Annotated in this window: 13 protein-coding genes; 4 read left to right on the top strand and 9 right to left on the bottom strand. The window is 45.5% G+C overall.

Annotated elements, in window-relative coordinates; genetic code table 11:
* The first annotated feature begins 31 nt into the window (after nucleotides 1-31).
* Entirely contained in the window at nucleotides 32-529 is a 498-nt protein-coding gene (locus QUB14_RS01890) for a pentapeptide repeat-containing protein (RefSeq protein ID WP_333213959.1), read from the top strand.
* A gap of 300 nt (nucleotides 530-829) precedes the next feature.
* On the opposite strand, the gene QUB14_RS01885 is transcribed toward QUB14_RS01890, so the two are convergent.
* Entirely contained in the window at nucleotides 830-3,031 is a 2,202-nt protein-coding gene (locus QUB14_RS01885) for a transglycosylase SLT domain-containing protein (protein WP_333213957.1), read from the bottom strand.
* A gap of 450 nt (nucleotides 3,032-3,481) precedes the next feature.
* Here QUB14_RS01885 and QUB14_RS01880 point away from each other — a divergent pair, with 450 nt between their 5' ends.
* From QUB14_RS01880 to QUB14_RS01870, 3 genes are all read left to right on the top strand, one after another.
* Nucleotides 3,482-4,660, top strand: coding sequence for a transposase (locus QUB14_RS01880; RefSeq protein ID WP_333213955.1), 1,179 nt, complete (start codon nucleotides 3,482-3,484; stop codon nucleotides 4,658-4,660).
* An 86-nt stretch (nucleotides 4,661-4,746) separates the two neighbouring features.
* A complete protein-coding gene (locus tag QUB14_RS01875; RefSeq protein ID WP_333213953.1) occupies nucleotides 4,747-6,225 on the top strand; it encodes a leucyl aminopeptidase in 1,479 nt (492 codons plus the stop codon).
* Between the two features lie 413 nt (nucleotides 6,226-6,638).
* Complete coding sequence (locus tag QUB14_RS01870) at nucleotides 6,639-8,861, top strand: PAS domain S-box protein (RefSeq protein WP_333213951.1); 2,223 nt, start codon at nucleotides 6,639-6,641, stop codon at nucleotides 8,859-8,861.
* Between the two features lie 129 nt (nucleotides 8,862-8,990).
* Here the strand turns inward: QUB14_RS01870 and QUB14_RS01865 are convergent, their stop codons facing one another.
* The 8 genes from QUB14_RS01865 to trxA all read right to left on the bottom strand — a co-directional run bounded on the left by QUB14_RS01865 (nucleotide 8,991) and on the right by trxA (nucleotide 26,649).
* The gene (locus QUB14_RS01865) at nucleotides 8,991-14,366 is read right to left on the bottom strand and encodes an AAA family ATPase (protein ID WP_333213949.1); all 5,376 of its coding nucleotides are present in this window, start codon (nucleotides 14,364-14,366) and stop codon (nucleotides 8,991-8,993) included.
* 161 nt (nucleotides 14,367-14,527) lie between these two features.
* On the bottom strand, nucleotides 14,528-19,906 hold the full coding sequence (locus tag QUB14_RS01860; protein WP_333214218.1) for an AAA family ATPase: 5,379 nt from the start codon (nucleotides 19,904-19,906) through the stop codon (nucleotides 14,528-14,530).
* A 477-nt stretch (nucleotides 19,907-20,383) separates the two neighbouring features.
* Nucleotides 20,384-21,397, bottom strand: a complete 1,014-nt coding sequence (gene cydB / locus QUB14_RS01855) for a cytochrome d ubiquinol oxidase subunit II (RefSeq protein WP_333213947.1) — start codon at nucleotides 21,395-21,397, stop codon at nucleotides 20,384-20,386.
* An 8-nt stretch (nucleotides 21,398-21,405) separates the two neighbouring features.
* On the bottom strand, nucleotides 21,406-22,848 hold the full coding sequence (locus QUB14_RS01850) for a cytochrome ubiquinol oxidase subunit I (protein ID WP_333213945.1): 1,443 nt from the start codon (nucleotides 22,846-22,848) through the stop codon (nucleotides 21,406-21,408).
* Between the two features lie 381 nt (nucleotides 22,849-23,229).
* Nucleotides 23,230-23,703 (bottom strand): hypothetical protein, encoded by a 474-nt coding sequence (locus QUB14_RS01845; protein ID WP_333213943.1) that lies wholly within the window; start codon nucleotides 23,701-23,703, stop codon nucleotides 23,230-23,232.
* A complete protein-coding gene (locus QUB14_RS01840; RefSeq protein ID WP_333213941.1) occupies nucleotides 23,678-24,883 on the bottom strand; it encodes an urease accessory protein UreH domain-containing protein in 1,206 nt (401 codons plus the stop codon). Before QUB14_RS01840 ends, QUB14_RS01845 begins: the two co-directional genes overlap by 26 nt.
* A gap of 185 nt (nucleotides 24,884-25,068) precedes the next feature.
* Entirely contained in the window at nucleotides 25,069-26,136 is a 1,068-nt protein-coding gene (locus tag QUB14_RS01835; protein WP_333213939.1) for an LOG family protein, read from the bottom strand.
* Nucleotides 26,137-26,325: 189 nt separating this feature from the next.
* Nucleotides 26,326-26,649, bottom strand: a complete 324-nt coding sequence (gene trxA, locus QUB14_RS01830) for a thioredoxin (RefSeq protein WP_006631199.1) — start codon at nucleotides 26,647-26,649, stop codon at nucleotides 26,326-26,328.
* Between the last annotated feature and the right edge of the window lie 350 nt (nucleotides 26,650-26,999).

Here is a 26,999-nt window from a genome sequence, read left to right as displayed (position 1 = left end):
GAAATACCCACCTTGCGAGAATATCAGACTTATGAAACTCCGGCAACTAGCAGCATTCCTTTTGGCGCTAACTATCTTCATCCTGCCGCAGCCAGCCCAGGCTCAATCTAAATATTACGCTCCGCCGTTGTCCTTTAGCAACGCCGAACTGACAAGACGCGATTTTTCCGGTCAAATGCTGCGCTCTGCCGAGTTTTCTAACGCTAATATGGACTTGACTAATTTTTCTAATGCCGATTTGCGGGGAGCAATTATGAGCGCTTCGGTGATGACTCAGGCAAATTTGCACGGCGCCAATTTAACTAATGCCATGATAGATCAAGTTAAATTTACTAATGCCGATTTAAGTGATGCAATTTTAGCGGAAACAATTTTGCTGCGTTCTACTTTTGAGGGGGTTGATATCACCGGCGCTGACTTTACCGACGCAATTATGGACGGCTCACAAGTTAAAGAATTGTGCACAAAAGCGAGCGGTATTAATTCTCAAACAGGGATTTCTACTCGCGATTCCTTGGGATGCCGCTGATTTATTTTATAATTCCATAATTTCAATTTGTGGAACGGGCATCTTGCCTGTTCCGGGCTAGAAGCCCACCCCACAAAATCAATACACAAAATAAATTTGTTTGTGGAACGGGCCGGAGAGTCCGTTTAGGGCGGGCTAGAAGCCCACCCCACAATCAATAAATACAACAAATAAATTTTTTTGTGGAACGGGCATCTTGCCTGTTCCGGGCTAGAAGCCCACCCCACAATCAATAAATACAACAAATAAATTTGTTTGTGGAACGGGAGGTCAGGCTTCTGACAGCCTAAACCAAATTTACTAAGGCTTGGCTTTTTTCTGAGCAGCCGCATAATGCTCACTCATTAACTGATTAACTTCTGGATTGTAAATCCGCAGATAATTCCAGTAATTCTCAAACACCGATTTCACGTATCCTTTCGTTTCAGGAAACGGAATCTTTTCCGCAAAAGCATCCGGGTCACTAAAATTAAACCTCTTCAACCAATCTGATACTGCCGTTGGCCCGGCATTATAACTCGCCACAGCTAACATCGAGTTATTCTTGTACTCGTCGTGAGTGTGATCTAAATACCACGTACCGAGTTTAACGTTGTCGTCCACATTCTCCAATGAATACTTTTTGAGACTGATTTGAGAGGCAACCCAAGCTGCTGTTTCCGGCATTACTTGCATTAAACCAGTGGCGCCAACTGAGGATTTGATGGCGGGCATAAACCGCGATTCTTGCCGGATTAATGCTGTTACTAATACAGGATTTATTTTGCGTTCTTGCGACCATTTGACGATGGTTTCTAAGTAAGGAAAAGGATAAAGTGCTTGCCAATAAATTGGTTGCTGTCTGAGTTCCAGGTATTGGGTTCTATCATCTGGTTGGTCTCGCTGCCGCAAACTACCAACCATCCACAAACCGTCTAAATTGTCTCCGACTCCTACTCGCATTAAACCATCGGTAAACTGTTCCGCAATACTTGGTTCTACGCGGTCGATAAATTCTATTTGCCACAGCGTCCAAGCATCTCTATCTTGACCTAATTGATAGAGTTCTTTCAACGCAGGAGAACCCGCAGTTGGTTCGGGGCGCTGAGGCGGTCGGACTACATTGGGAGACAAATCTCGGACTGTGGTAAAGTCGCCGACGGGCCAGCCAAGAAGTACAGCCGATCGCCACGCAAAATATGATTCGGGATAACGTAAGATAGTGTACTCAAATGCAGTCTTGGCGTCTTGTTGGCGGCCGAGTTGCTGTGCCCATTTTCCGACCCAAAATGCTGCTTCTGGAGCTTGTTCGCTGTCGGGATTGTGGGTGGTTAATTCTCTTGCCCACTGCCAAGCTGATTTTAAATCTCCGCCTTTGGCAAACTGCTGGGCGATCGTCCACCGCAATTCGCCTGCTTTATCAGAATTGTTGTATTTTGTCAATAGCAACTTGCGGGTATCTGAGGCGGATTGACCGCTGCGTGCTTTGTCGAGAAGTTGGGATTTATCTAACAAAGCTTCGGGGGCATAATTGGGGAATTTGCTAATAACTCGATCGAGATAAACCATCGCATCCTTTGGATCGCTCAGTCGCGACAGCCGAATTAAACCCAAACCAGTATCTTCGGCATCGGGAAACTCGCGCACTAATTCTTGATAGGCAATTCTCGATTCCGGGATTTTTCCGTCGAGCCACAAACCGCGAGCTTTTCGGTAAAGATTTTTGGCGTTGCGGGGGGCTTTCCCGTAAGCAATAGCTCCTTTGCCGTAATCTTGTTTTTCCCAATAGCCAAAGGCAATTTCTTCCCAATCTTCCGGTTTTAAAGTGGCGCTGTTTCGCTGCACCAGTTGTTCCAAAATTGTCCCGTAGTCTTTGACATAATGACCGTATTTTGCTACGAGCAGCATCAACTGCGGCTGATTGGGATTTTCTTTTAACTTGCCGAGGGCAATTTCTACGCTGCGGGGATGACCCGGAAATTCAGTAATTGCCTGTTGCCAATATTCCGGTTTTGACTTGCCTAAAACATATAAAGCTTCCGCTGCTACGGGATCGCTCGGATAGTTTTTGAGCAGTTCCTGCCAAGCTTTTTGGGCTTTGCCTTTGTCGCCGCTCAATTGGTAAGCTTGCGCTCTTTTTAAGGCAATGTGAGCAGCTAAAACCGGATATTCTTGCTCTAATTTGTCCAATAATTTTAATGCTTTGGCCGCATTTCCTTGTTGGATTAAATCGCTGGCAAGCAGGTAGCGGGCGCGGCTTTGAGGGGAGATTTGCTGCTGCGGGTTCGTACTTGCAGACTGACTGGCTGCGAGTTCAACTAATTTCGCCGATCGCTCGCTCGGTGACAGCGACACCAGCATCTTGACTTGCGATTCGGAATTCGCTGCCTCCAGGGACTGCCCGGCCTTCTGGAATGAGCCCAAACCCATCCATTTCATCGCAGCAACCAAAGAGCCGATCGCAATAACGCAAACTGAAACGCTGATTAAAACAGAAAATCGGACCCGGCGTCGTTTTAGCATGGGAAAATTTAAGAGAATAACAATAGATAACCGATCGTTTGTCAAAAGCCATCACAGGCAGGATGGGTGTTCCACGCCCTCACAGGCAGGATACCTGTTTAACGAGAAATAAATGTTAAGAGTGGGGCGCGCCGTTTGGCCCGACCCCAAAACAGATTATTGAGATTGGCGCAAGATCCGATCGCAGGCGGACTTGGCTGATATAGTAGCAGAATTTATTTTGATGTGGAGCGGAAAATTTGTGCGATCGATCTATTTACCCGCACCAACGAAAAACCACAAACCACTAACTACCAAAACTTATGCTTAGAGCCTCCGTGCTGGGGCCGGGAGAGGAAAGCTAACCACAGGCTGTCTTCCCGCAGTATGGGTCGGATATTTAACCATTCTTCATATCCTACGACTATTTGCAGGATACAATTAACAGGTCAAGTTAAGGTCGTTCTTAATATGGCTCAGCTAACACTAACGTTAAAGCTTCCGTTTCACAGGTTGAATGCCTGCAAAGCACTTGAATTTGAGCGGCTAACCGCCGTCAATACGGCTGTTGCAAATGATTTGCTGGCAGTTGACAACAAGGAGCGTAAAAAGCTGACGAGTGCCGCGTTTAGACATATTGAGATTGGATCGATGTGGATCAATCAAACCATTCGGAACACCCATGCAAAAACTAAGGTGAAGCACTTTAAGCAAATGTGGCTTGAAGTGAACAACCAAGGTTATGAGGTTCTCAAGTCTGGCAATTTATTCACTGTCTCTTTCAGTCTCTATCGAGGGCGGAAAGGAAGAATTCCTCTTGATGTTCATGCCGCCTCGCATACCGAAGTTTTGGATAAAGCGATCGAAGGTTCTGCCAAATTAGGCAGTCTGAAGCTATGCAAGTCCAAAAAAGGTGTTTGGTATGCACTCATTTCTGTATCGATGGAAGTTCCCGATGCAGGTGATGTTAAAGGTTGGATTGGAGTCGATCGAGGACAAAACAATATTGCAGTCGCAGCACTGCCCAACTCCTTCGGCAAATTCTGGAATGGTCGCAAAGTTAAAGCCGCCCGACGACGGTTTCAGGAAACCCGTAAGGTTCTCCAAGAAGCGAAAAAGCTGAAAAAGGTTAAGCAGCTAGAATCGCGTGAGCGTCGCATCATGACGCAGATCAATCACGAGATTTCTAGGCAGTTGGTTCAGTTTGCTTCATACTTCGGAATGGGATTGCGGTTTGAGGATCTTTCTGAAATCAGAAGTACCTCAAAGCAACGCAAGAAAACCAAATCGGATGCAGCTCAGAACCGAGATGCTTGGGCGTTCTATCAGCTTGAAATCTTCACCCGCTATAAAGCGATTCGTGCAGGTGTTCCCGTTGAGTCGGTGCCGGCACCCTATACCAGTAAATCGGATCATCGAAATGGTGTTATCGGCAAACGAGTCAAGCACCAATTCAAAGGATTTGATGGGTATCGCTGTAACGCGGACTGGAACGCTTCGCAAAATATTGGGCAGTGGGTAGGATTTGCGTGTCCTTTGAATCTTCAGAAAGCGGTATCTGCAATGGAAATCGTTGATTCAGAGGATGGGGTCAATGACAGTCCCTTAACTGGTGATGCGTCTTTGACGACGGCTTCAGCCTCGTCTTAGACAACCGCTAGAATCCCTCGCGCTTGGGCCGGGGGGGTGTCAAAAAGTACAATCTAAAGTCTAAAATCTCAACTCTAAATCAAAACATGGAATTTCTAGTCACCGATACGCCCCGCTCTGTTTGGACCGGAGACGCCTTGGCAATTGGTCTATTTGAGGACGCCCTGGAACTCACGGGCGATCTGGCACAATTAGATGAAAAGCTGGCAGGCACTTTGAAAGAGCTGCTACTGGAAGTAGATTTTAAGGGCAAAGTGGGCACGAGCGCCATCACCCGTGTCGGCGGCAATAATCCCATTCGCAAAATTGCGATCGTCGGTTTGGGCAAAACAGAGGACTTAAAATTAGACACCGTGCGGCAAGCAGCAGGCGTTTGCGCCAAGTTAGCCAAAAAAGAGAAATGCAAAACGCTCGGAATTAGCTTTCCGGTGTGGAAAAACGCACCGGATGTTACAGCAAGCGCGATCGCCGAAGGTGTAGAACTCTCCTTGAATCAAGACAACCGTTTCAAATCGGAACATGAAGACAAAAGCCCGCAACTCGAACAAATTCATTTGCTCGGTTTTGCCGGTACCGAAAGTGCGATCGCCCGCGCCCGCCAAATCACTGCCGGAGTCATTTTAGCACGGGAATTAGTCGCAGCCCCGGCAAATTTTGTCACCCCGATTACCATGGCAGAAACTGCTCAAAGTCTGGCTGCCGAATGCGGTTTAGAATTAGAAATATTGGAGCGGGAAGACTGTGAAAAACTAGGCATGGGAGCCTTTCTCGGCGTAGCCCTAGCATCGGATTTACCACCAAAATTCATCCATTTAACTTACAAACCCGAAGGCACACCGCGCCGCAAAATAGCTATTGTGGGCAAAGGATTGACCTTTGATTCTGGGGGTTTGAACATCAAAGGTGCGGGCAGCGGCATTGAAATGATGAAAATAGATATGGGCGGCGCTGCCGCTACTTTGGGAGCGGCAAAGGCGATCGGACACATCAAACCCGATGTGGAAGTTCACTTTATCAGCGCCGTCACTGAAAACATGATCAGCGGCCGCGCCATGCGCCCTGGAGACATCCTTACAGCTTCCAACGGCAAAACAATTGAAGTCAACAATACCGATGCAGAAGGCCGTTTAACCCTGGCTGATGCTTTGGTATTTGCTGATAAATTGGGAGTTGACGCGATTGTCGATTTAGCAACTCTAACCGGGGCCTGCGTAATTGCTTTAGGCGACGATATCGCGGGTTTGTGGAGTCCTCAAGATAGCGTCGCCGCCGAAATAGTCGCCGCCTCAGAATTGGCAGGCGAAAAATTTTGGCGAATGCCGATGGAAGAAAAATATTTTGAGGGCTTGAAAGCATTGCACGCCGACATGAAAAACACAGGCCCGCGTCCCGGCGGTTCGATTACGGCGGCGCTATTTTTGAAGCAGTTTGTAAAGGATACTGCATGGGCGCATTTAGATATTGCCGGCCCGGTTTGGAGTGACAAAGAAAATGGCTACAATGGCCCTGGGGCTACCGGTTTTGGAGTTCGGACTTTGGTGCATTGGGCGCTGGGCGGCGCTTAAGTGTGGATTTCGAGCGCATAAATTGAGATTTTCTCTGCCTTAAAAGTCTGCTAGTCCATGAGAGAGCCTGGGGTTTAAGACCCCAGGCTCACAGCTTAAGTCATCTAAAAGCAAACTTAATAACGATCATTAAAAATTTAAATGTTTCAGAAGCCATAAGGAGGCGAACCTATCTATTCCCTCACTGCGAGGAACGTAAGCGTTGCGAGCAGTGACGATCGGCATTGCTCATACTTGGGATAAAGCTTCGTTCGCGGGGCCAAACCTCGACAGTTTTGACATTCGCTGAAAAAATAGCGGTTTCAGAAAAAATGAAAAAAGTATATAATTATGTAAATATTTCACTAGCCAAAATCAAATAATTAGATTTGATCGGATTTGCATTGGTACAGATAATTTTTTTCTTGAACTTCATGCAAGAACAATTAACAATTTTTTTTTCACCACTTGCTGTATCTTCGGCACTCGGGTGCAATGCGGTGCCGGAGTTGCGACTGTACGCTGTTTTTGACTCGCTGACGGCACTGGCTTATTGCTCGATCGCCCTATCTTTAGTTTATTTTACCCGCCAAGGTTCTCACCGCAGGATTTTCCGGGTGTTTGCCGTTGTTTTTTTTGTCTGGGGCGCGGCTAAATTGACAGAAGTTTGGACGCTTTGGCATTCCATATATTGGCTGTCGGTAACTCTCAAAGCTACAAGTGCTTTGATTTCTTGGCTTTTAGCCGCAGTCGCCCTCGCCCTGATGCCGAAAGCACTTGCCGAGTCTGGTTTCAATCAAAGAGAAAAATTTCAACAACAGTCGTTAAAACAGGTAGAAGAAAATCAGCACCAGCATGATATCGAGAAAGGAGAATTGCCAAAACAATCGATCGATCTTTACGCTTCAGATACTATTGTCGATCGCACTTTAGCTCTCAATTCGCTTAACGAACAGTTAGAAAAAGAAATTGCCGATCGCCAACGGGTTGAGGAAAAGTTGCAACTGACTCAATTTGCGATCGACCGATCGGCAGATGCGATATTCTGGATCGGGCCCGACGGTAAATTTTTGTACGTCAACGACGCTGCTTGCACTTCATTGGCATATTCTGCAGCAGAATTGCTCTCGATGACCGTGCACGACATCAATCCAGATTTTCCCCAAACTGCTTGGAGTTTGCACTGGAAAGTCTTAAAACGCTGCGGTTCGGTTAATATTGAAGTTCACCACCTCACTAAGTACGGTCGCATTTTTCCGGTAGAAATTACCATCAACCATTTGGAATTTAACGGCAAAGAATATCAGTGCGCGTTTGCTCGCGACATTAGCGAACGCAAGCGGATTGAGGCAGCTTTGCGAGAAAGAGAAGAAGAATTTAGGTCATTAGTTTCTAGCATTCCCGGTGCGGTTTACCGATGCAGTGCTGCTGGGCGATCGAGCCTAACTTTTATCAGCAGTGGCATCGAAGCTATTTCTGGCTATCCCGCAGCTAACTTTATGCAAAAACCGGTGCAGGCTTTTCCGAGTATAGTTCATCCCGATGACGCTGAGCACATCGAGACAATTATCGATCGGGCTATTAAGACAAAACAACCTTACATCATCGAATATCGCCTAATTCACTGCGACGGAAATGTGCGGTGGGTTGCAGAGAAAGGTCAAGCCCTTTTCAACGCAGACGGTGAAGTTTTATCCCTCAACGGCGCCATTTTTGACATGACAGAGCGCAAAGCAGCCGAGGATGCTTTGCGGCTCTCCGAGGCGATCGCCAACAACAGAGCCCAGCAGCTAGAAATCGCTCTCAAAGAACTTCGAGAAACTCAAGCTCACCTAATTCATACCGAAAAAATGTCAAGTCTCGGTCAAATGGTAGCTGGAGTAGCTCACGAAATTAATAACCCTGTCAGTTTTATCTACGGCAATATTTCCTACGCCACCCAATATATCCGAGACTTGTTGCAGCTTGTAGAACTTTACCAAAAACACTATCCTCAGCCCGTGGTAGAAATTCGACAATGTATTGACAATATCGATTTAGAATTTATGACAGAAGATTTACTAAAAATATTATCTTCGATGAAAATGGGAGCCGATCGCATTCGCGAAATAGTTCTGAGTTTGCGAAACTTCTCGCGTTTAGACGACTCGGTAAAAAAACTTACTAACCTTCACGAAGGCATAGATAATACCCTCTTAATATTGCACAACAAACTCCGAGCCAGAGGCGACTATCCAGAAATAAAAATAATCAAAGATTACGGTCAACTCCCTTTAATAGAATGTTATGCAGGTCAGCTCAATCAGGTATTTATGAATCTGCTTAGCAACAGTATTGACGCTTTGGAAGATGCTTGCAACCAAAAAAGGCGATCTGCGGCCGGCGGCGACGATTGGAAACCAACTATTAGGATTCGCACAGAAGCCCTGAACGAAAATAGTATTTGCATCCGCATTGCCGATAATGCGATCGGCATGACAGAAGACGTGCGGAGCCGATTGTTCGATCCGTTTTTCACGACTAAACCGATGGGAAAAGGCACGGGTTTGGGGTTAGCCATCAGTTACCGAATTGTCGCGGAAAAACACGCCGGAGCCTTGAGCTGCTGTTCCACCGTAGGAGAAGGTACGGAATTTGCGATCGAGATTCCTTTATAAATTAGTGCAACGGAAGTATCAATAATTTGGCCGAAGTTATCGCTCACTATAAATTGTAAAGTGGGGTGTAAAAAACTTTTAATTTTCCAGAAAAATCCAAAAATTGGCTATAAATTACCTAGGTAATAATCAACATGGCAGTGAAATGGTAAATTCTGTACCTCGACCTAAAGTTGAGTAGACTTCTAGCATACCGCCGTGTTTCTCAACTACAATCTGCCGCGCGATCGCCAAACCCAATCCCGTGCCTTTACCCACACCTTTAGTTGTAAATAAGTGGTCAAAAATATGACCTTTTATCTCATCTGATATCCCTGGCCCGTTGTCAGAAATGCGAATATTCACCCAATCCTTAGACTTCATTTCTGTCCGAATCGTGATGCAATGGGCTGGGGCTTTAGTCTTCTCTAAACTCGGTTCCCGCTTTGATTCTTCCAGTGCATCAATCGCATTGGCTAATATATTCATAAACACCTGATTTAATTGTCCGGGGAAGCAATCAACTGATGGCAAGTTCCCGTACTCTTTCACAACTTCAATCGCTGGACGCTGTTCGTTCGCTTTCAATCTATGTTTGAGAATCAAAATCGTACTGTTAATTCCGTCATGAATATTGAAAGGAACTTTGTAATCTTTGTCGGAGCGGGAGAAGGTACGAAGACTGGTGCTGATACCTTGAATGCGATCGCACCCGATTTGCATCGAAGTTAACATTTTGGGTAAATCTTCTAAGAGATATTCGATATCGCTATCTTCAGCTTTTTCTTCAATCTCCTCACCCGGACTGGGAAATTTTTCTTTATACAGTTGCAAGTATTCTGTAATATCTTTGACGGCGGCGATCGCTTCATGAATATTACCAGAAATAAATCCGACTGGATTATTAATTTCATGGGCAACCCCGGCTACTAAATTCCCCAACGCCGACATTTTTTCGCTCTGTACTAATTGCAGTTGAGATTGTTCCACCTGGTGAGCGTAGTCCTGGGCTTGCTGATACAATCGCGCATTTTCTAGGGAAATGGCAGCCTGAGTGCAGAGGAAGTTGAGGATGAGGAGGCGATCGCGAGTAAACACTCCTTTTGTCGAGCTATGTTCCAGATAAAGTATGGCAACTAAGTTCCCGCGATCGAGAATCGGAGTACATAGCATACTCTGAGAGTGATACTGGAGCGTACAGTCATTCATTAAACCCGGAATATCGGTCTTGCCACCTTCAATAACCACAGTTTCCAGGGTGTGTTTGACATAATAAACCAGCTTGAGCGGAATCACCGCCGAGCCATCTAGAGGTTGGGTTTGCAGCAGGGTTGTGGGTGGTTGGTTATCTGGATTGATGTGAGTTATTGCCCGGATTTGCCATTCCTTCTCATGGGGGAGCAGCAAAGCACAAGTTTCTGCCCCAGACGTTTTCAAAATAATTTGGTTGAGGGTATCGAGTAATTCATCAAGCTGAATTTTACTGGATAAAGCTTGAGCAGCTTGCACAATAGATGCGAAATCTAGGGCATCGGAAATACTGGTGCTGCTATTACTGGAAGTCTGCGAAGAGTGGGTAATCGTTGCCAGCGTCTCTAGAGGATTAAAGCGAAGTTTGGGCTGATTTAGAATAGGTAGAAGTAATTGGGGATAACGTTGTTCTAGGTCTTCAATTTTGGCTTTAGCTCCCCAACGGGCATAACAGTAATATGCTTCCTGCATATAGCTGGCGGCGACTTTTTCTTTGCCCCACTCCCAGTAGAATTTTGCTGCGAGTTCGTTAGCTAATCCTTCCTCTTGGATATAACCGTTTTCCTTGGCTCCTTTAATTGCTAGATCGTAAAATTCGATAGCTTCTGTTTTGCAATTGAGGAGTTGATGCTTTTGGGCTTCAACTAAATGATATTTGTGCAAGTAATTCATAGGGCCATAATCTGCCCAGTCTTTGAGCTTGGCTTGATTTTCTTCCATTCGCTGCCATCGCGGCTCCGACTGGGACATCGATTCACCAGGAGTGGCCAGCACGTTTAGAGAATCATAGAAGTAGAAGATCGGTTCAACAATACTTCCCATCCCTCCAGCCAAATAGTGTCGCGTTTGAGCGGCATCGTGTTCTGCTTTAGCAAAGTCTTCCAACCAGTAATTCAATGTGAATCGATACAAGTAGAAGAAGGATAGTCGGTAAAAATCGACTTTTGCCTGAGCCAGGACTTCTTCTTCATAGTCATCCTGGCGTAAGGGAATTTCGTCCTCTGACTGACCCAAGAGAATTTGAGCCGCCTGCAAGTAGGCCAACACACAGTTTGCTGCTGTGACTTGGTGGAGGTCGCACAACTGTTGGTAATAGGCGCGAATTTGCGGTTCGAGTTCAGGGAGGGGTTGACCGTACCAATAAGCATTGAAACAGTACAACTGGGCATCGTAGCCCATAAATTCGAGATTGCCTGTTTCTAATCCAGCTTGATAGCCATCGAGAAGAATCGGCAGCGTTTCTTGCAGGTGGATCGTCCAAGAACCCACATATGCCCCCATTAACATGGCGGTTGCGGCTCGAATGTTTTTGGCATCGGGTTCTAAGGCGAGTTGGTATCCTAATTGCCCAAACTGAGGCACCATTGTCATGTCGCCCCACAGCATCCTCAGTTGGAAGGCGTAACCCACGTAGCAAAAAGCGGAAACCGGACTATTGCCAAATTGAATGGACAACTTGGCCTGGAGCGCCACGACTAGGAAATAGAGCTTTGTTCCTGACATATAACAGACGGGTGTCAGCCGAGCCGCATTTTGCATAATGGCTAATTGCTGAGGGTCGGTCATTTTCGGCAGATGAATGAATGACTCAATGGAGCGACCCTCAATTAAGGCATCAATTTCTTGCTTCACCTGCCGAATATCGTCTAGGGTTGGTTCATCTGGCAGATTCACACCCAACATTTGGAAGACTGATTGACCGATCGCGATCGCCTCGACAAATTTATTGTGGGCTACCAATGCCTGGATTTTAACTTGATAAACTTGCACCTGTTCTAAAGGTGTTTTGGCATGGTGAATCACTGCTTCAATCCACTGGTGCATCTGCTCAAAATCGCCGGCCAAGAAAGCCACCTCGGCAGCTAAGTCGTGCAGGGATAGGGTCATTTCGTAATGCCGTTCCCAAGCGTCTGTTCCCAGCAGTTGCAGCCCCACTGTGGCATACTCGCGGGCTGCTTGATAGGCAGTTGCCGATCTCGCTTTGCGGCAAGCAATCAGGTTGAGTTGTGCTAAATCGTCTCGTTCTGTTTTTTCGACAACCAGCGTCGTGCCGTAATTTAATTGATTGACTAATTCAAAAATGCGTTCTTCTCTAGCTTCTGCTGAAATTTGTTGCAGCAGCAGTTGCCCGATTTGATAATGGGCGAGCGCGCGTTCTTCTTCCGGAATCAAAGAATAAGCGGCTTGTTGGACGCGATCGTGCAAGAAGCGATAGACAACTGTTTGAGAAGTACCTCGATCGATATTTTCTTCTTCCCCTACATAAAATTTATAAATCTCACTCTGAGGTAAAACAAAACCTTCCTGTAAAGTTTTCCACAAAGCCGTTGCCGTTCCCGTCTCCGAGATTTCCGAAACAATTGCTAATGTTGTCAGATCGAACTGATTGCCAATGCAAGCGGCTAATTTTAAAACCTCCTGAGTTTCTACTGGCAATTTCTGTAACTGCTGCGCCATGAATTCAACTACGTCATCCGTCAGTGCTGCTTCGGTAATTTTGCTAATACAGCACTGCCAATATCCTGCTTTAACATCAAAAATAATCAACTCATCTTGATGCAACGCCTTGAGAAACTGCGTCGCAAAAAATGGGTTTCCTTTTGTCTTCTTATACACCAATTCAGTCAGCGGTTCTGCTAACTTAGGAGAACAAGTCAGCGTATCTGCTACTAATTGATTCAAACTGGTTCGAGCCAGAGGTGCTAGTGTAATGGTATTGACTATTGCCCCGATTTTTGTGACTTCATCTAAAGTCAACATTAAGGGATGAGCAGGGGAAACTTCATTGTCTCGATAGGCTCCAATTAGTAGCAGGTGACTGGACTGGGATTCACCTATAAGCAACTGCATCAACTTTAAAGATGCTGAATCAGCCCACTGCAAATCATCCAGAAACATCACTAAGGGATGGTCTTTTGTGGTAAAAACAGAGATAAATTTTTGGAACAGTAAATTGAACCGATTTTGAGCAGCACTCCCTGACAATTCTGGGGCTGGGGGTTGTTGCCCGATAATCCGTTCTAGTTCGGGAATGACTTCAATAATGACTTGTCCGTTGTCACCAAGGGCTGCTAAAATTTGGGTTTTCCATGCTTGGAGTTGGAGATCGCTTTCACTGAGCAATTGTGTCATTAAATCGCGGAATGCTTGCACAAATGCCGAAAAGGGAATATTGCGATTGAACTGGTCAAATTTACCTTTAATGAAATAGCCATGCTGTCGGACAATGGGTTTTTGAACTTCATTAACCACAACGGTTTTTCCTATGCCGGAAAAGCCTGCAACCAGCATCATTTCGCTGTTGCCTTGTGCTACTCGTTCAAAGGCTTCTAAAAGTTGCTGTATTTCTCGTTCTCGACCGTAGAGTTTTTCGGGAATCAGGAAGCGATCGCATATATCCCGCGTTCCCAACTCAAATGTTTCAATCTTTCCAGTTTCTTGGCACTGCTGCAAACACCGTTCTAAGTCATACTTCAATCCCAAGGCACTTTGATAGCGTTTTTCGGCATTCTTCGCCATCAGCTTCATCACCATATCCGAAACCACCTGCGGGATTTCTTTGCTGTTTATTGCAGGAGGCTGTTTGGCAATATGGCAGTGAACCAACTCCATCGGGTCGTCACATTCAAATGGCAGTTTTCCTGTCAGCAGTTCGTAAAATGTGGCTCCCAGAGAATAAAAGTCGGTGCGGTAGTCGATGCCTCGGTTCATTCTTCCAGTTTGTTCGGGAGAAATATAGGCGAGGGTTCCTTCTAAGACGTTGGGATTTTGAATTTCTTGAGTTTCTCTCGGCAGTAGGGAGGCGATGCTAAAGTCAATCAGTTTGACTTGTTTAGTTTCTGGATGTATGAGGACGTTAGCTGGCTTTATATCTTTGTGGATGACTCGGTTTTGGTACAGTCCGTTTAGAATGTCAGTTATTTGAATGGCTATTTCCAAGATTTGTGCCAGAGTCAGCGAGGTTTCTTGGGCGTAGTCTCGCAGAGAAATGCCGCCAAAATCCTCCATTACTAGGGCATAGCTGTGGCGATAGGATTCCAAATTGTAGGGTTCAACGACTCCAGGCAAACGTAGATTTTTGGCTATGGTGTACTGGTTGCGGAATTGCAGCAGTTCGCTGAAGCTGGGATAGTCTCGATTTAATAGTTTAATGACAACCGGAATCTGGTCTGTTTCTCGAATGGCTCGATAAACTAGGGTTCTGGAACCACAGTATAATTGCTCACCCAGATGATATCCTGAAACTCGCTTCGTCAAATCCACTGCTGCACTCATCTGGATTACCCCATCTCAGACATTGACTATTGTAACTAATTATACACTTTTATTGGTTTAGTCTCAGGAAAATAGAACTGCCACATCCCCAGCCTACAGACTCTACCGCTTTTATTTCTTTTTACTTTTGAAGAGAAAGATGGCGAGCTATCAAGATAGTCTTATCCTTTCATCGGCAATGATATCGTAAACTCCGTCCCTTCTCTCAATACAGAATTTACCTCGATTGTACCGCCGTGTTTCTCAACTACAATCTGCCGTGCGATCGCCAATCCCAACCCCGTCCCTTGCCCTACTCCCTTGGTAGTAAATAACTCATCAAAAATCTTCTCTCGCACTGCTTCACTCATGCCCGCACCGTTATCTTTAATGCAAATTATTGCTTGTTTCTTGTCCCGAGAAATGTCGGTATTAATGGTAATTTGATTGGCAATTTCTGCATAAGGTCGTCCTTGATTTGATTCTTCCAAAGCATCAATCGCATTACCTAACAAATTCATAAATACTTGATTCAACTGGCCGGCATAACACTCGACTTGTGGCAAATTTCCATATTCCCTAATCACTTTGATTTCTGGACGAGTTTCGTTAGCCTTGAGCCGATGTTTCAGGATCATAATGGTGCTATCGATGCCATCGTGGATATTGCAAGCTACGGGATAGTTAGTATCGGCACGGGAGAAGGTCCGTAGACTGGTACTAATATCCCGAATCCGCTTCACGCCTTCCCGCATCGAACCTACTAATTTCGGTAAATCTTCGCGGATGTAGTCAAGATCGATGTTCTCGATTTCCTCTTGAATATCTGGATCGAGTTGGGGATATTTTTCTTGATACAAATCGAGCAATCCAAACAAATCTTTGATGTAATCTAAGGCTGGTTGAATATTACCAACAAGAAAACCAACTGGATTATTAATTTCGTGAGCAACCCCAGCCACTAAGTTTCCCAAGGCTGACATCTTTTCGCTTTGAACTATTTTTATTTGTGCCTGTTTGAGATGGGTAAAGGCTTGTTGAGATTCTTGATACAAACGGGCATTTTCTAAAGAAATAGCAGCTTGAGAAGCTAGCAAATTTAGCACTTCAATGCGATCGCTGGTAAATGCCCCAACCGTCAGGTTATTTTCCAGGTATAAAACTCCTATCAACTGCCCTTGATTAAGAATTGGAATACACAGAACACTTATCGGCTGGTGCTGTTCAATATAGCGATCGCTCGCAACCTTGGAACTTAGCCTAGCATCAACTATTACCAAAGGTTTCAAAGTACGCTTGACAGTATTGACCAAACTAATCGCTACATCCTGACTTGATTCTAGAGGTATTGATGGTAATAGCTCAGGTTCCTGTCCCTCTGCTACAAGAGCCACTACCTGTAAATACTGTTCTTGTTTGAGCAATAAGACACACTTAGTTGCCCCAGCATTCGCGATCGCTATTTTTAAAAGAGTAGTCAGGAGTTTATCTAGTTCAATTTCCCCAGAAATGGCTTGAGAGGCGTCGATCAGAGTAGGCAAATCTAGAAATTCAGAGTTGCTGCTAGAAGAGTGGGTATAAGTAATCGTTCCCCGGGCGATCGTTTCTTTAAAGGAACTAAATGATTGAGCTTGCTGAAGGATAATACCGAGTAGGCGAGGATAACTTTTTTCCAAATAGTCTATTTTGGCTTTAGCTCCCCATCGGGCATAACAATAATACGCTTCAATCATGTAGGCTTGAGCTACTTTTTCTTTGCCCCATTCCAAGTAGAATTTAGCTGCTAGTTCGTTGGCGAGGGCTTCTTCGTTGATGAATTGATTTTCTTGAGCTAGTTGGATGGCGCGATCGTACATTTCAAGGGCATCTGCTTTATTACCCAAAACCCGCTGCCGTTCTGCTTCAACCAAATACCATTTATGCAGATGATTCATGGGAGCATTTTGCGCCCACTGGTGCAGAGTCGTTTGATGGGTTTCCACAGAGGCGAGAATTTCAGCTTGCTCGGTTTCTGGGTGTGTGGGAAACACTGCCAGATGCGTCAGGGCTGCATAGAAATGGAAAATGGGAACATGAACCAATCCTGATAATGCCATCACACACTCTTTGGCTCGGCTAATGTAGTTTAGAGCAGCCGGATAATTACCAAAGGAATAGGCAAGCAGTAGTTTGTAGACGTAGACAAGGGCGAGCGCACTGAATTCACGATCCTGATAGTGGTTAGGAATCATTACCGTTTCATCATAGGCTTCACCGATTAAGCAATCCGACAGAGTACCAACTTCCCTCAAGTTCTGCAACATCTGCCGCTCCATATGCAAATAAGTCCGAGCCGAATATTGCTTCACCTGAGCCAAGGTAGCACTGTAGACTGCAAGTTCCGGTTCCCAAGTATCCAGTTCTACCCCACTGAAAAAGTTGATGTAGCTGTAAGTAGCTATGTTGTAGCCAGCGTTAAGAAAATCGCCAGTTTCCATGCCCGCCATAAAGCCCTCTTTCAGCGTTGGTAGCCCTGCCCTCATAGCATTTTGATGATGCTGAATAAATGCCCCAAACATATTATGAGTAATGCACTTAAATTCTCGTGCATTGACCCGATCGAGCAATGAGAGTGCCAATTTACCAAAGCTATAGCCCGTTTTTGCCTCTCCCAAAAAGGCACTTAATACAAGCCCGTGAATCGCATAGCCCACCGTCGATGCGGGTGCATTCCCAAATTCGAGTGATAAACTTACCATCGTGGAGCTCAGTAGGGGCACTAAGCCTGGAATTCCCTGGAGAATGGGTGCAAATAACATGGCCAATATTGGCATAGCTGCCTGAGTCTGAGGATCACTCATCACAGGCAGATCGATTAGTTCATCAATTTTTCTGCCGCTTAGTTGCTCCGCAACGCTCTGTAGCGCTTTACCAATCAAGGCTTCGTCAGCTTCGGTGGGGAGTTCAACCCCCAATTGCCACAGTGCATCTCTTGCTACTGCAATGGCTTCTAACGTCTTGCTTTGTGCTGTCTGTGCGACGATTTGAATTTCGTAAATTTTGATTTTGTCTAAGATTGTCTGTGCATTCTGTAACACCTGTGCTGCCATCTCTTCCATGCCATCAAAGTCAGCATTCAAATAGGCGGCTTCAGCAGCAGCAACATAGAGATCCAGGGTTAATTCATACTGGCTTTCCCAGCAGTTGGCCCTCAGTAGCTCAACCCCCACTTGTAGATAAACTCTGGCTGCGGTGTAGGCGGTAGAATTTCTGGCTTTACAACCGGCTGCCAAGTTTAGTTTAGCTAAGGCTTCTCGTTCGGTCGGTTGGGTGATTAACTCAATTCCTCGATTCAAATGCCCGACAATATCAAACAGTTTTTCCTCTCGCTCTATCTCGGCGCAATTTTGCTGGAGTAACTGTCCTATTTTGAGATGAGTTGCTTTTTTCTGCGAATCAGGAATTAGCGAATATGCAGCTTGCTGGACGCGATCGTGTAAAAATCGATAAGTCGGATTAGCTGAAGCATTTAAAACTTCATCACTCTCCGATTCCGTAAAGAATTTATAGATTTTCGTCGTGGGAATCACCAAACCTTCCTGTAATGCTTTCCATAAAGCCATAGCCGTCATTCCAGCCGATTTCTCACCGACAATTACTAACGTATTCAAATCAAACTGTGATCCTATACAAGCAGCTAAGGTGAGAAGATACTGAGTTCCTTTGGGCAGCTTCTGCAATTGCAACGCCATGAATTCAACGACATCATCAGTGATAGCTAAGGCTTTCACTTGGGCAATATCACACTGCCAATGCCGAATCTCCCAGTTAAAGCTAATTAGCTGCTCGTCATGTAATGTCTTGAGAAACTGAGTTGCAAAGAAAGGATTCCCCTGAGTTTTTTGAGAGACTAATTTTGTCAAAGGTTGGGCAAGTGATGATTCGCAATTCAGCGTATCCGCCACCAACAAATTCATATCTAGTTCGCTTAACGGTTTCAAAGTAATTGTATTCACTGTTGCCCCCGTTTTAACTATCTCATTCACTCTTAAGATAAATGGATGCACGGGCCAAACTTCATTATCTCGATAGGCCCCCAATACTAATAAATATCCTGTATCGATCATCAATAATTGTAGCAAATTCAGGGATGCTGAATCCGCCCATTGCAAGTCATCCAAAAACATCACTAAAGGATGTTCTTGGCTCGTGAAAACTTGCACAAATTTCTGCATCAGCAGATTAAAGCGATTTTGGGCGGCACTTCCTGACAATTCTGTTGCAGGAGGTTGATCGCCAATTATGCCTTCTAACTCAGGAATCACATCAATCAAGACTTGTCCGTTGTCTCCCACTGCTGCTAAAATCTGGGTTTTCCATGTTTGCAGTTGGGTATCCGATTCTGATAGCAGTTGACCCATTAAGTCGCGGAAGGCTTGCACAAAGGCACTGAAGGGAATGTTGCGTTGAAATTGATCGTATTTGCCTTTGATAAAATAACCGCGCTGACGGACAATGGGTTTATGAACTTCATTGACAACGGCGGTTTTCCCAATTCCAGAAAAACCTGCTACTAGCATCATTTCCGTTGCTCCCAGGCTGACTCGCTCAAAGGCAGCTAATAGGTGATCAACTTCTTTTTCTCTACCGTAGAGCTTTTCGGGGATAGTAAAGCGATCGCTCATATCTCGCTTTCCGAGTTCAAAATCTTCAATTTTGGCTGTTTTTTGTAACTGAACTAAACAAATCTCTAAATCGTGCTTGAGTCCTAATGCACTTTGATAGCGTTTTTCGGCATTTTTTGCCATCAGCTTACTGACAATTTTTGCTAAAATTAGGGGTATCTCTGGATTTATTTGATGGATCGGTTTCGACTGTGTGGCGAGATGACAATGCACCACTTTCATCGGATCATCCGAGATAAATGGCAACTTTCCTGTCAACAATTCATAAAAGGTCACACCCAGGGAATAAAAGTCACTACGATAGTCAATGCCTCGATTCATCCGTCCTGTTTGTTCGGGAGAGAGATAGGCTAATGTTCCTTCTAAAATATTGGGATTCTGGATTTCTTGGGTTTCTCGTGGTAGGAGGGATGCAATACTAAAGTCAATTAGTTTAATTTGTTTGGTGTCTGGATTAATGAGAACATTAGCGGGTTTAATATCTTTATGAATGACTCGGTTTTGGTAAAGGTAGTGAATAATATCTGTTAGTTGTATGGCGACTTGGAGAAATTCTGCTAAAGGTAAAGCTTGAAATGATTGGGTTTGATTTGTTGCTGTTTTGAGATAAGTAGGTAGGGAGACTCCGCCAAAGTCCTCCATTACTAGGACATAGCTATTGTGATATACTTCCAGCGTCAGCGGTCTGACGATGTGAGGGAAGTCTAGATTTTTGGCAATGGTATATTGGTTGCGAAACTGGACGAGTTCGTTGAAGGTGGGGTATTCGTTTCGCAGCAGTTTGAGGACGACTGGGTATTGGTCACGGGTACGGATGCCTCGATAGACTAGGGTACGTGTACCTGCATAAAGTTGCTCTGTAATCTCATAATCTGACAAATTGGCGATCGCATCCATAACTCGTTTATACAACAGTTAAATTAAAACATTCCATTCCATTGTATTTTATTATGTGACAAAGATAGCGATCGCAAATTCTGCACCCTCGGTTGGGACAGAATTAACTGTAATTTTTTCCCCATGTTTATCAATTATTATTTGACCGAAATCTACTTGGTCACAAGTCCCCGGATTTATCTGTGTAGCTTTGAAAAAAGCTCCGCATCCCGATCGCAATCCTCCGGACTCATCCGTGGCAGCAATCTCAAATCTCAAATTTCAAATCGCATGACCTGCGATCGCTAATTCTCCACCAGTTCCTTTCGCTATTCTGCACTATTGGCGCTATGTTATGTATAGTATGGTTGCGTAAGTTGTGATGGTATCGGAAAACAATAATTTGTAATTTTTAACCGCAAATATACGCAGATAAACCCGGATCTAGAGTTGAGCTTATCTGCGTATATTTGCCTGCATCTGCGGTTTTATTATGCTTTATTCCCCGTAGTGGCCGCCGACAACCTTACCCCGAAACACAACATAATTGTAGATGTTGTAAAAAATCATAATCGGGAGCAGAACGCCCATGAACACAATCATAAATACCAGGGCGCTGGGCGAAGCTGCGGCTTGATAAATCGTGATTTTGGAGGGAATAATATAGGGAAAAACAATCAACCCCAAGCCGATAAAACTGAGCAAAAAAATCAGAATCGTCCAGACAAACGGCGTGCGTTCTTCTTTGTTTGCGAGACTTTTCAGCAGCAGTCCTACCAACAGCACTCCCAGTAAAGGAATCGCGGCAAAGACATAAACTAGCGGTTTATCGAACAACCTGGCTCTAGCGCTTTCGTAAAAAATGGGAGTGGCGATCGTAATTAAAATCGCTCCGATTAAAGTTGTCACCGCCGCAATTTTAGCCGTGCGATAGTGATTGGTTTGCAGTTCGCCCTCCGTTTTCATAATGAGATAGGTTGAACCGATCAAAACATAGCCTTGAATCAGCGTCAAAGCAACCAAGAGCGATCGCCAATCCAGCCAGTCCCAAGTAGTACCCACAAAGTGACCGGCTTCGTCAACCGCAATGCCTTCGAGCACCGCACCGAGGGCAAATCCTTGAGCTAAAGCTGCTAAAAAACTGCCTGCACCAAAGGCATAATTCCAGAGTAATTTGCGATTACAATGCTCGCGAAACTCAAAGGCTACAGCCCGAAATATCAAACCAAACAGCATCACGCAAATCGGTATGTACAATGCCGTTAAAATGGTGCCGTAAGCAAGTGGAAATGCACCAAATAAAGCGCCTGCCATCAACACCAGCCACGTTTCGTTCGCGTCCCAAACGTTGCCCAAACTCGTCATTAAAATGCCCCTGCGTTCCTCGTCGTCAGAAGTCAGAGACAAGATTCCTACTCCTAAGTCAAAACCGTCTAGCATGACGTAGAGCAAGAGAAACAAAGCCAAAATGACAAACCAAACTTGCGGGAGAAAATGCTCCAAAGCTTGCATACAATCTCCTAGTGTTGTGCTTCTACGGGACGTTGATCGGGAATGTGTCCTGCAGGTTGATTTTCGATTTCGGCTTGATTGTCTAAACCTGGCACAGGCAGACTTAAATTAGGGCCTTGGCGGATAATTCTGCTGCCAAAATACAAGGCACAAACAAACAAAAAGCTGTAAACAACGGCAAAGAAACTGAGAGAAGTTAAAACATTGCTGGCGGGGATGTTTGACACCGCGTCAGCAGTGCGAATTTGCCCGTATAAAGCCCACGGTTGTCTGCCGACACAGCGGACAATCCAACCCGATTCTACAGCAATATATCCTAGGGGAGCAGCTAATACCCAAGCGCGCATCAGCCAAGCTTGACTGCCGATATTTTCAGCAGCAAGTTTGCCTCGCATCCACTGAATTATACTGAACAGCATCAGTCCTAAAAAGAAGAATCCAATACCGGACATGATGCGGAAACAATAGTAGATTAAACCCACCATCCGTGGTCTATTCTCTGGCTTCCATTCCTTTAAACCTAGTACGGGTTCGGAGAGTTTTTGTTTGAATTCCAGAACGTATCCTAAGCCATTGGGTACGCTAATTTCCCAGTCATTTTTTTGGGCTTTTTCATTAGGCAAAGCTAGCAAAGTCCAATCTGCTGACTCTCCCGCTGGTGAGGTTTCCCACTTAGCTTCAATTGCTGCTAATTTAGCGGGTTGATAGTGATAAACTTGTTCGGCGCTCAAATGTCCGATGTATATCTGCAAAGGTGCAACGGCGATTGCTGTGGCTATGGCAATTTTTAAAGACTTGGAAAAAAACGCTTGGTTGCGCTTATTGAGAATATACCAAGCGCTAATTCCGCCAATGACAAACAGCGAAGTTTCTAACGTCGCAAAAAACATATGAAGAATGCTGTTTAATGCGAACGGGTTCATAATTGCTTGAAAGTAATCGCTGACAATAAACTTGCCATTGACCATTTCTCCGCCCGCAGGAGTTTGCAGCCAAGAGTTAGCGACTAAAATCCAGACTGTGGATAGGTTAGCGCCGAACGCTACCATGATTGTAGCGAAATAATGGATCATTGGGTGAACGCGCTCCCAACCAAACAGCATAATTCCTAAAAAGCCGGCTTCTAGCATAAATGCCATTGAAGCTTCAAAGCCTAAAATGCTGCCAAAAAAGTCACCAACAGCTTCAGAGAATGGTGCCCAATTCGTGCCAAACTGAAATTCCATCGGAATTCCTGAAGCTACTCCTATACCGAAGTTTAGGAGGTAGAGTTTAGACCAAAAACGAGCGTGATGGTAGTAGTCGGGATTGCGAGTTTTCAGCCACATTCCTTCAACAATTACCAGATAAATCCCCATTCCAGTGGTCAGAACTGGCCACAGCATATGGAATATGGCGGTTAGCGCAAATTGCATCCGCGATAGCGCCACGGTGTTAGATAAGATATCCATCGTTATATCCTTGGGTCAGCTCCAGAGAGGTTAGCTTGCACAAATTCCATAATGGACATTGACAAGGTAACGCAGAAATTTACTTAGTGCAAAATGTACGGACTTATCTTTATTAAAAATTAAGATTTTTTGTGTGAAGGAAGAAGGAAGAAGCAAAGCGAAATAAAATCAATGGTTTCAGCAATTAAGCACGTCTTAAGCCTCTTGGTAGTTGCTATATTAGTAATTTAACTAAATTATAGATCCCCTGTCCCCCTTAACTAAAATAGAAAACTTGCTGTCAATCTTCCTCTTCTTTTCTCCCCTCGGCGCTCTCTGCGCTCTCTGCGGTTAATTTACATAAGCTCTCTCCCGAATTAGTCCTTAAAATCTCAAATGGTATTACCTAACGGTAACAGTGTAACTCAGTTTAAACGGTTTAAAATTAGCTTGGTTTTTGGCTGTTCCGCTCAAGTCAAGCTGGTAAATGCCAGCCTTGGGAAACACGATATCAGCCCCGGGAATCCCTTGATATTTCTCGGCTGATATGGCTTTTAAAGGCGGCTGCATCAGTGGCTTATCCCCTTCTTGGCGCTCTTTTGGATAAACCGCTAATTTGCAATTGCACTGCTCTAAGGGGATAATTTTGCCGCCCCGGCGAGTCAGCGCAAACCACACTCTCGCAGACTGTCCGGCGCGGGGGTTGTGGTTTGGTTCTAGGTGAAAGGTAGCGGCTACATCTCCCGAGACTTCGACTTGGTGCGCCAAAACTGAAATCGAGTTTAACTGCGGCGCAGTGGGAATTGCTGCTTCAATTAGCAATCCCAAAAAAACTAACAATCCTAAACTTTTACTTTTGTTTGACAGGCGAAACATAGAACTTGTCGAGTGATAAAATTGACCAAAAAAAGCGCGATCGCACAAACATAACTAACACCGTAACCACCGCTAAAACGGCTGTCAGCAGTTGATTGTGCAACTTCCATTCAAAACCGCCGAGATAGTGGGAACCGATGAGTGCAGCGTGTACAGCGCACAGCAAGAAAGCTGGAACGCTTAACAGGTGAAGCATTCGCCACAGTTGGCCTAAATAATTTTGAATACGATCGCAACTTGTAACCGCCGCCGGCAACATCAACAGCAGCGACAGCATCCCAGCCACCATTCCCAACTGGTGCTGCGGCAACATAAAAGATAGCGCGTCAAAATTCCATTTCAGCGTATGATCCAGCATATGAAACGTGTGGGCGACTGCTAGGACAAACGCGCCCACACCCAAGACGCGGCGATAGCGCAACAGTTGCGGCAAAAACTTGCTAACCGGACGGGCCAACAGTGCTAGCATCAAGCACAGCAGCGCTGCGTGGCCGGTAAAATCGACCATTTCATCGGTTCGCAGCAAGGTAAGAATCCCGATCGCCACCGTCACCCAGCCACCCATCCGAAACAGTTGACTGCGCTTGTCCGCGCTCAATCTGCCAGCAAAAAAACTCACTCCCAGCATAGTTGGCAGCGTGCCGAGTCCAAAAGCCAGCATCGTCGCCGCACCCAAAACCGGGTTTCCGGTTTCCGCCGCCTTAATCTGCGCTGCGTAGAGGAAACCGCAGGGAATCAAACCCCAAAGCAAACCCAAAGCAATCGGCACCCACCAGTTTTTTTGTGCCGAAAGCTGGCTCATTGCTTGTCCGACTCGATCGTGCGACAGCGGGTGCAATCGGGGCAATCCCGGCAGCAAGTTCGGTTTAATTTGCCCTACTCCGAACCAAATCAGCATCGTGCCCGTTAGAAGTGCGATCGCCCGCCGCAATTCGCTACCCGTACCTGCCAAAAGTCCGCCAGCAATTAACACCGAACCCAGTCCGCCAATTGCAGCACCAACCAAAGCGTAAGCAGTAATTCTCCCCAAATTTAGCAGCAAATGAAAGCGGAAAGCAGCTAATTTATCGTTGCGGGAATTAGAAAGAGAAAACGCCATTGTCAGCGGGCCGCACATCCCAGCACAGTGACCGAAACTGCCGAGAAATCCCAAAATTGCAATTAGCAGCAGGTCTAGCATTTTGCTGTTTTTTCCCAAACAACGCCATCAAGGTATTGACAAGATTTTCTTTAGCTCTTGGACGCTTTTTTTTTTACTTTTTACAAAAACTTATCTCAGCAGAGCGCTTTTGTCAAAATACAAGTTGTCCAACTTCTATCTAATCTCACCCATATTTAAAAAGACTAATGACTGATAACTAATAACTACTTTTGTTCTGGATGGGCCGCCGCCGGCGAAGCTGCACCCATTTGATTAATAGCAGCAATTAGCTGATAAAGCCGCCCAAAATCCCGCTGGTTGAAATGCAAAGTCAGGCGCGGCAGATCGAAAGTTTCATCTCCTATTTCCGGTTCCAAAGCTTTACTTTTTTCAATTTTTCCAGTGACAACAATATCGCTAAAATCAGTATTTAGCCGATCGACATTCTCCTCAGAAAGCTCTGTTTTCAAGCGAATTACCAATTTTTCGCGCACGTAGCGGCAGGAGTGATAAACCAGATAAAAACTGCCGATCGCCTCGCAAGCGACATTTATATCGTCAGTAATCGTATACAGGCTGCGATCGTCGGGTGAAATCAAACCCCGGCCCCGCAATTGTTTTTGCACAAAATAATTCCAATCGTGCCAATAATCTCCTCCCGGTCGATCGATCAATACCACAGGAGCCGGCCCGAACTTGCCAGTTTGAGTCAAAGTCAGACACTCAAAAGCCTCGTCCAGTGTGCCGAAACCGCCCGGAAACAGAGCTAAAGCATCGCTCTCCCGGAGAAAAAATAACTTGCGAGTGAAAAAATATTTAAAATTGAGCAATTTGCGATCGCCCGCAATAAAAGGATTAGAACCCTGCTCGAAAGGTAACTGAATGTTGAGCCCAAAAGAACGTTCAGCAGTCGCCCCCTCGTTCCCCGCCTGCATGATTCCCCCGCCCCCGCCAGTAATCACCATAAACCCCTGCTGGGCCATCGCCCGCGCAAAGTCTCTGGCCATCAAATATTCCGCCGATTGCGGTGACACCCTCGCCGAACCAAAAATCACAATTTTGCGAACGTGGCGGTAAGGATAAAACATCTCAAAAGCGCTCTCCATATCTCGGAGCGACGCAGCCATAATTTTCCAGTCTAGGCGATCGAGCTCCTCTCCTGCCATTTGCACTATAGTAGAGAGCGATCGTTCGATCCACTCAGAGTGCTTCAACATTGGGAAGCGATCGATCAAATCGATCAATTCAGCTTGGAGGGACTCAAAACCTTGACCAGACTCAGAACGAATCATGAATTTTTCCGAAACAATAACAAATTGTCGCTACTAAAAATTAAGGGGCAAGCTAAATTTAGAAGCTAATAGCCACCAGCAAATTGCCCTGCTGGCAACTAATAACTTTTCCAGTAGCTTTGCCCCGGTTCTGAAGCGAGTTAGCTTTCGCGGCCCACAAAGAACAGCGCGAAACCGCTCGCAGTTGGGTTAAATGTACTTTTCCAGAGTGTTTGCCAGAGTAGTTTTCGGAACTGCCCCAACCACCATATCCACACGTTGACCGCCCTTAAATATCATCAGCGTCGGAATGCTGCGGATACCGTATTGGCTGGCCACGTTAGGATTCTCGTCGGTATTAACTTTTACTACCTTGACCTGCCCTTCATATTGCTGGGCAATTTCGTCTACGACGGGCGCCACCATCCGACAGGGCCCGCACCAGGGAGCCCAAAAATCCACTAGAACTGGAACTTCGCTATCGAGCACTTCCTGCTTAAAGGTAGAGTCGGTTACTTGCGCGGCTGCTGACATCCCTAGCCATCCTTGTAAATACTATTTCTCGGATAACAAGTCTAGCAAAAAGTGTAACCACTTGCGTCAACGATTTTAACAGAAGGCTTCTGAAGGAAGAAGGAAGACGGTAGAAGGAAGAGGGAAGACGGTAGAAGGAAGAAGGCACAAGGTTTCTGAAGGAACAAGGCACTTATGTTTCCGAAGGCACTTATGTTTCCGAAGGTAGAAGGCACTTATGGAGAAGAAAAATTCTCCCACTCCCAGACTCTCCCACTCTCCCACTCTGGGCCTCTCCGGAGCTACAAGCCTCTGTTCTGTATCTAGTAAGCAAGAGCCAAGATGTCCGGCAAAAAAGGAACCGCCCGAAC

The sequence above is a fragment of the Microcoleus sp. B3-D2 genome, from assembly GCF_036705345.1.
In the GTDB taxonomy this organism is placed as follows: Bacteria; Cyanobacteriota; Cyanobacteriia; order Cyanobacteriales; family Microcoleaceae; genus Microcoleus.
The sequence above is the reverse complement of the archived record's forward strand: the minus strand, read 5'-3'. Positions and strand labels throughout refer to the sequence as shown.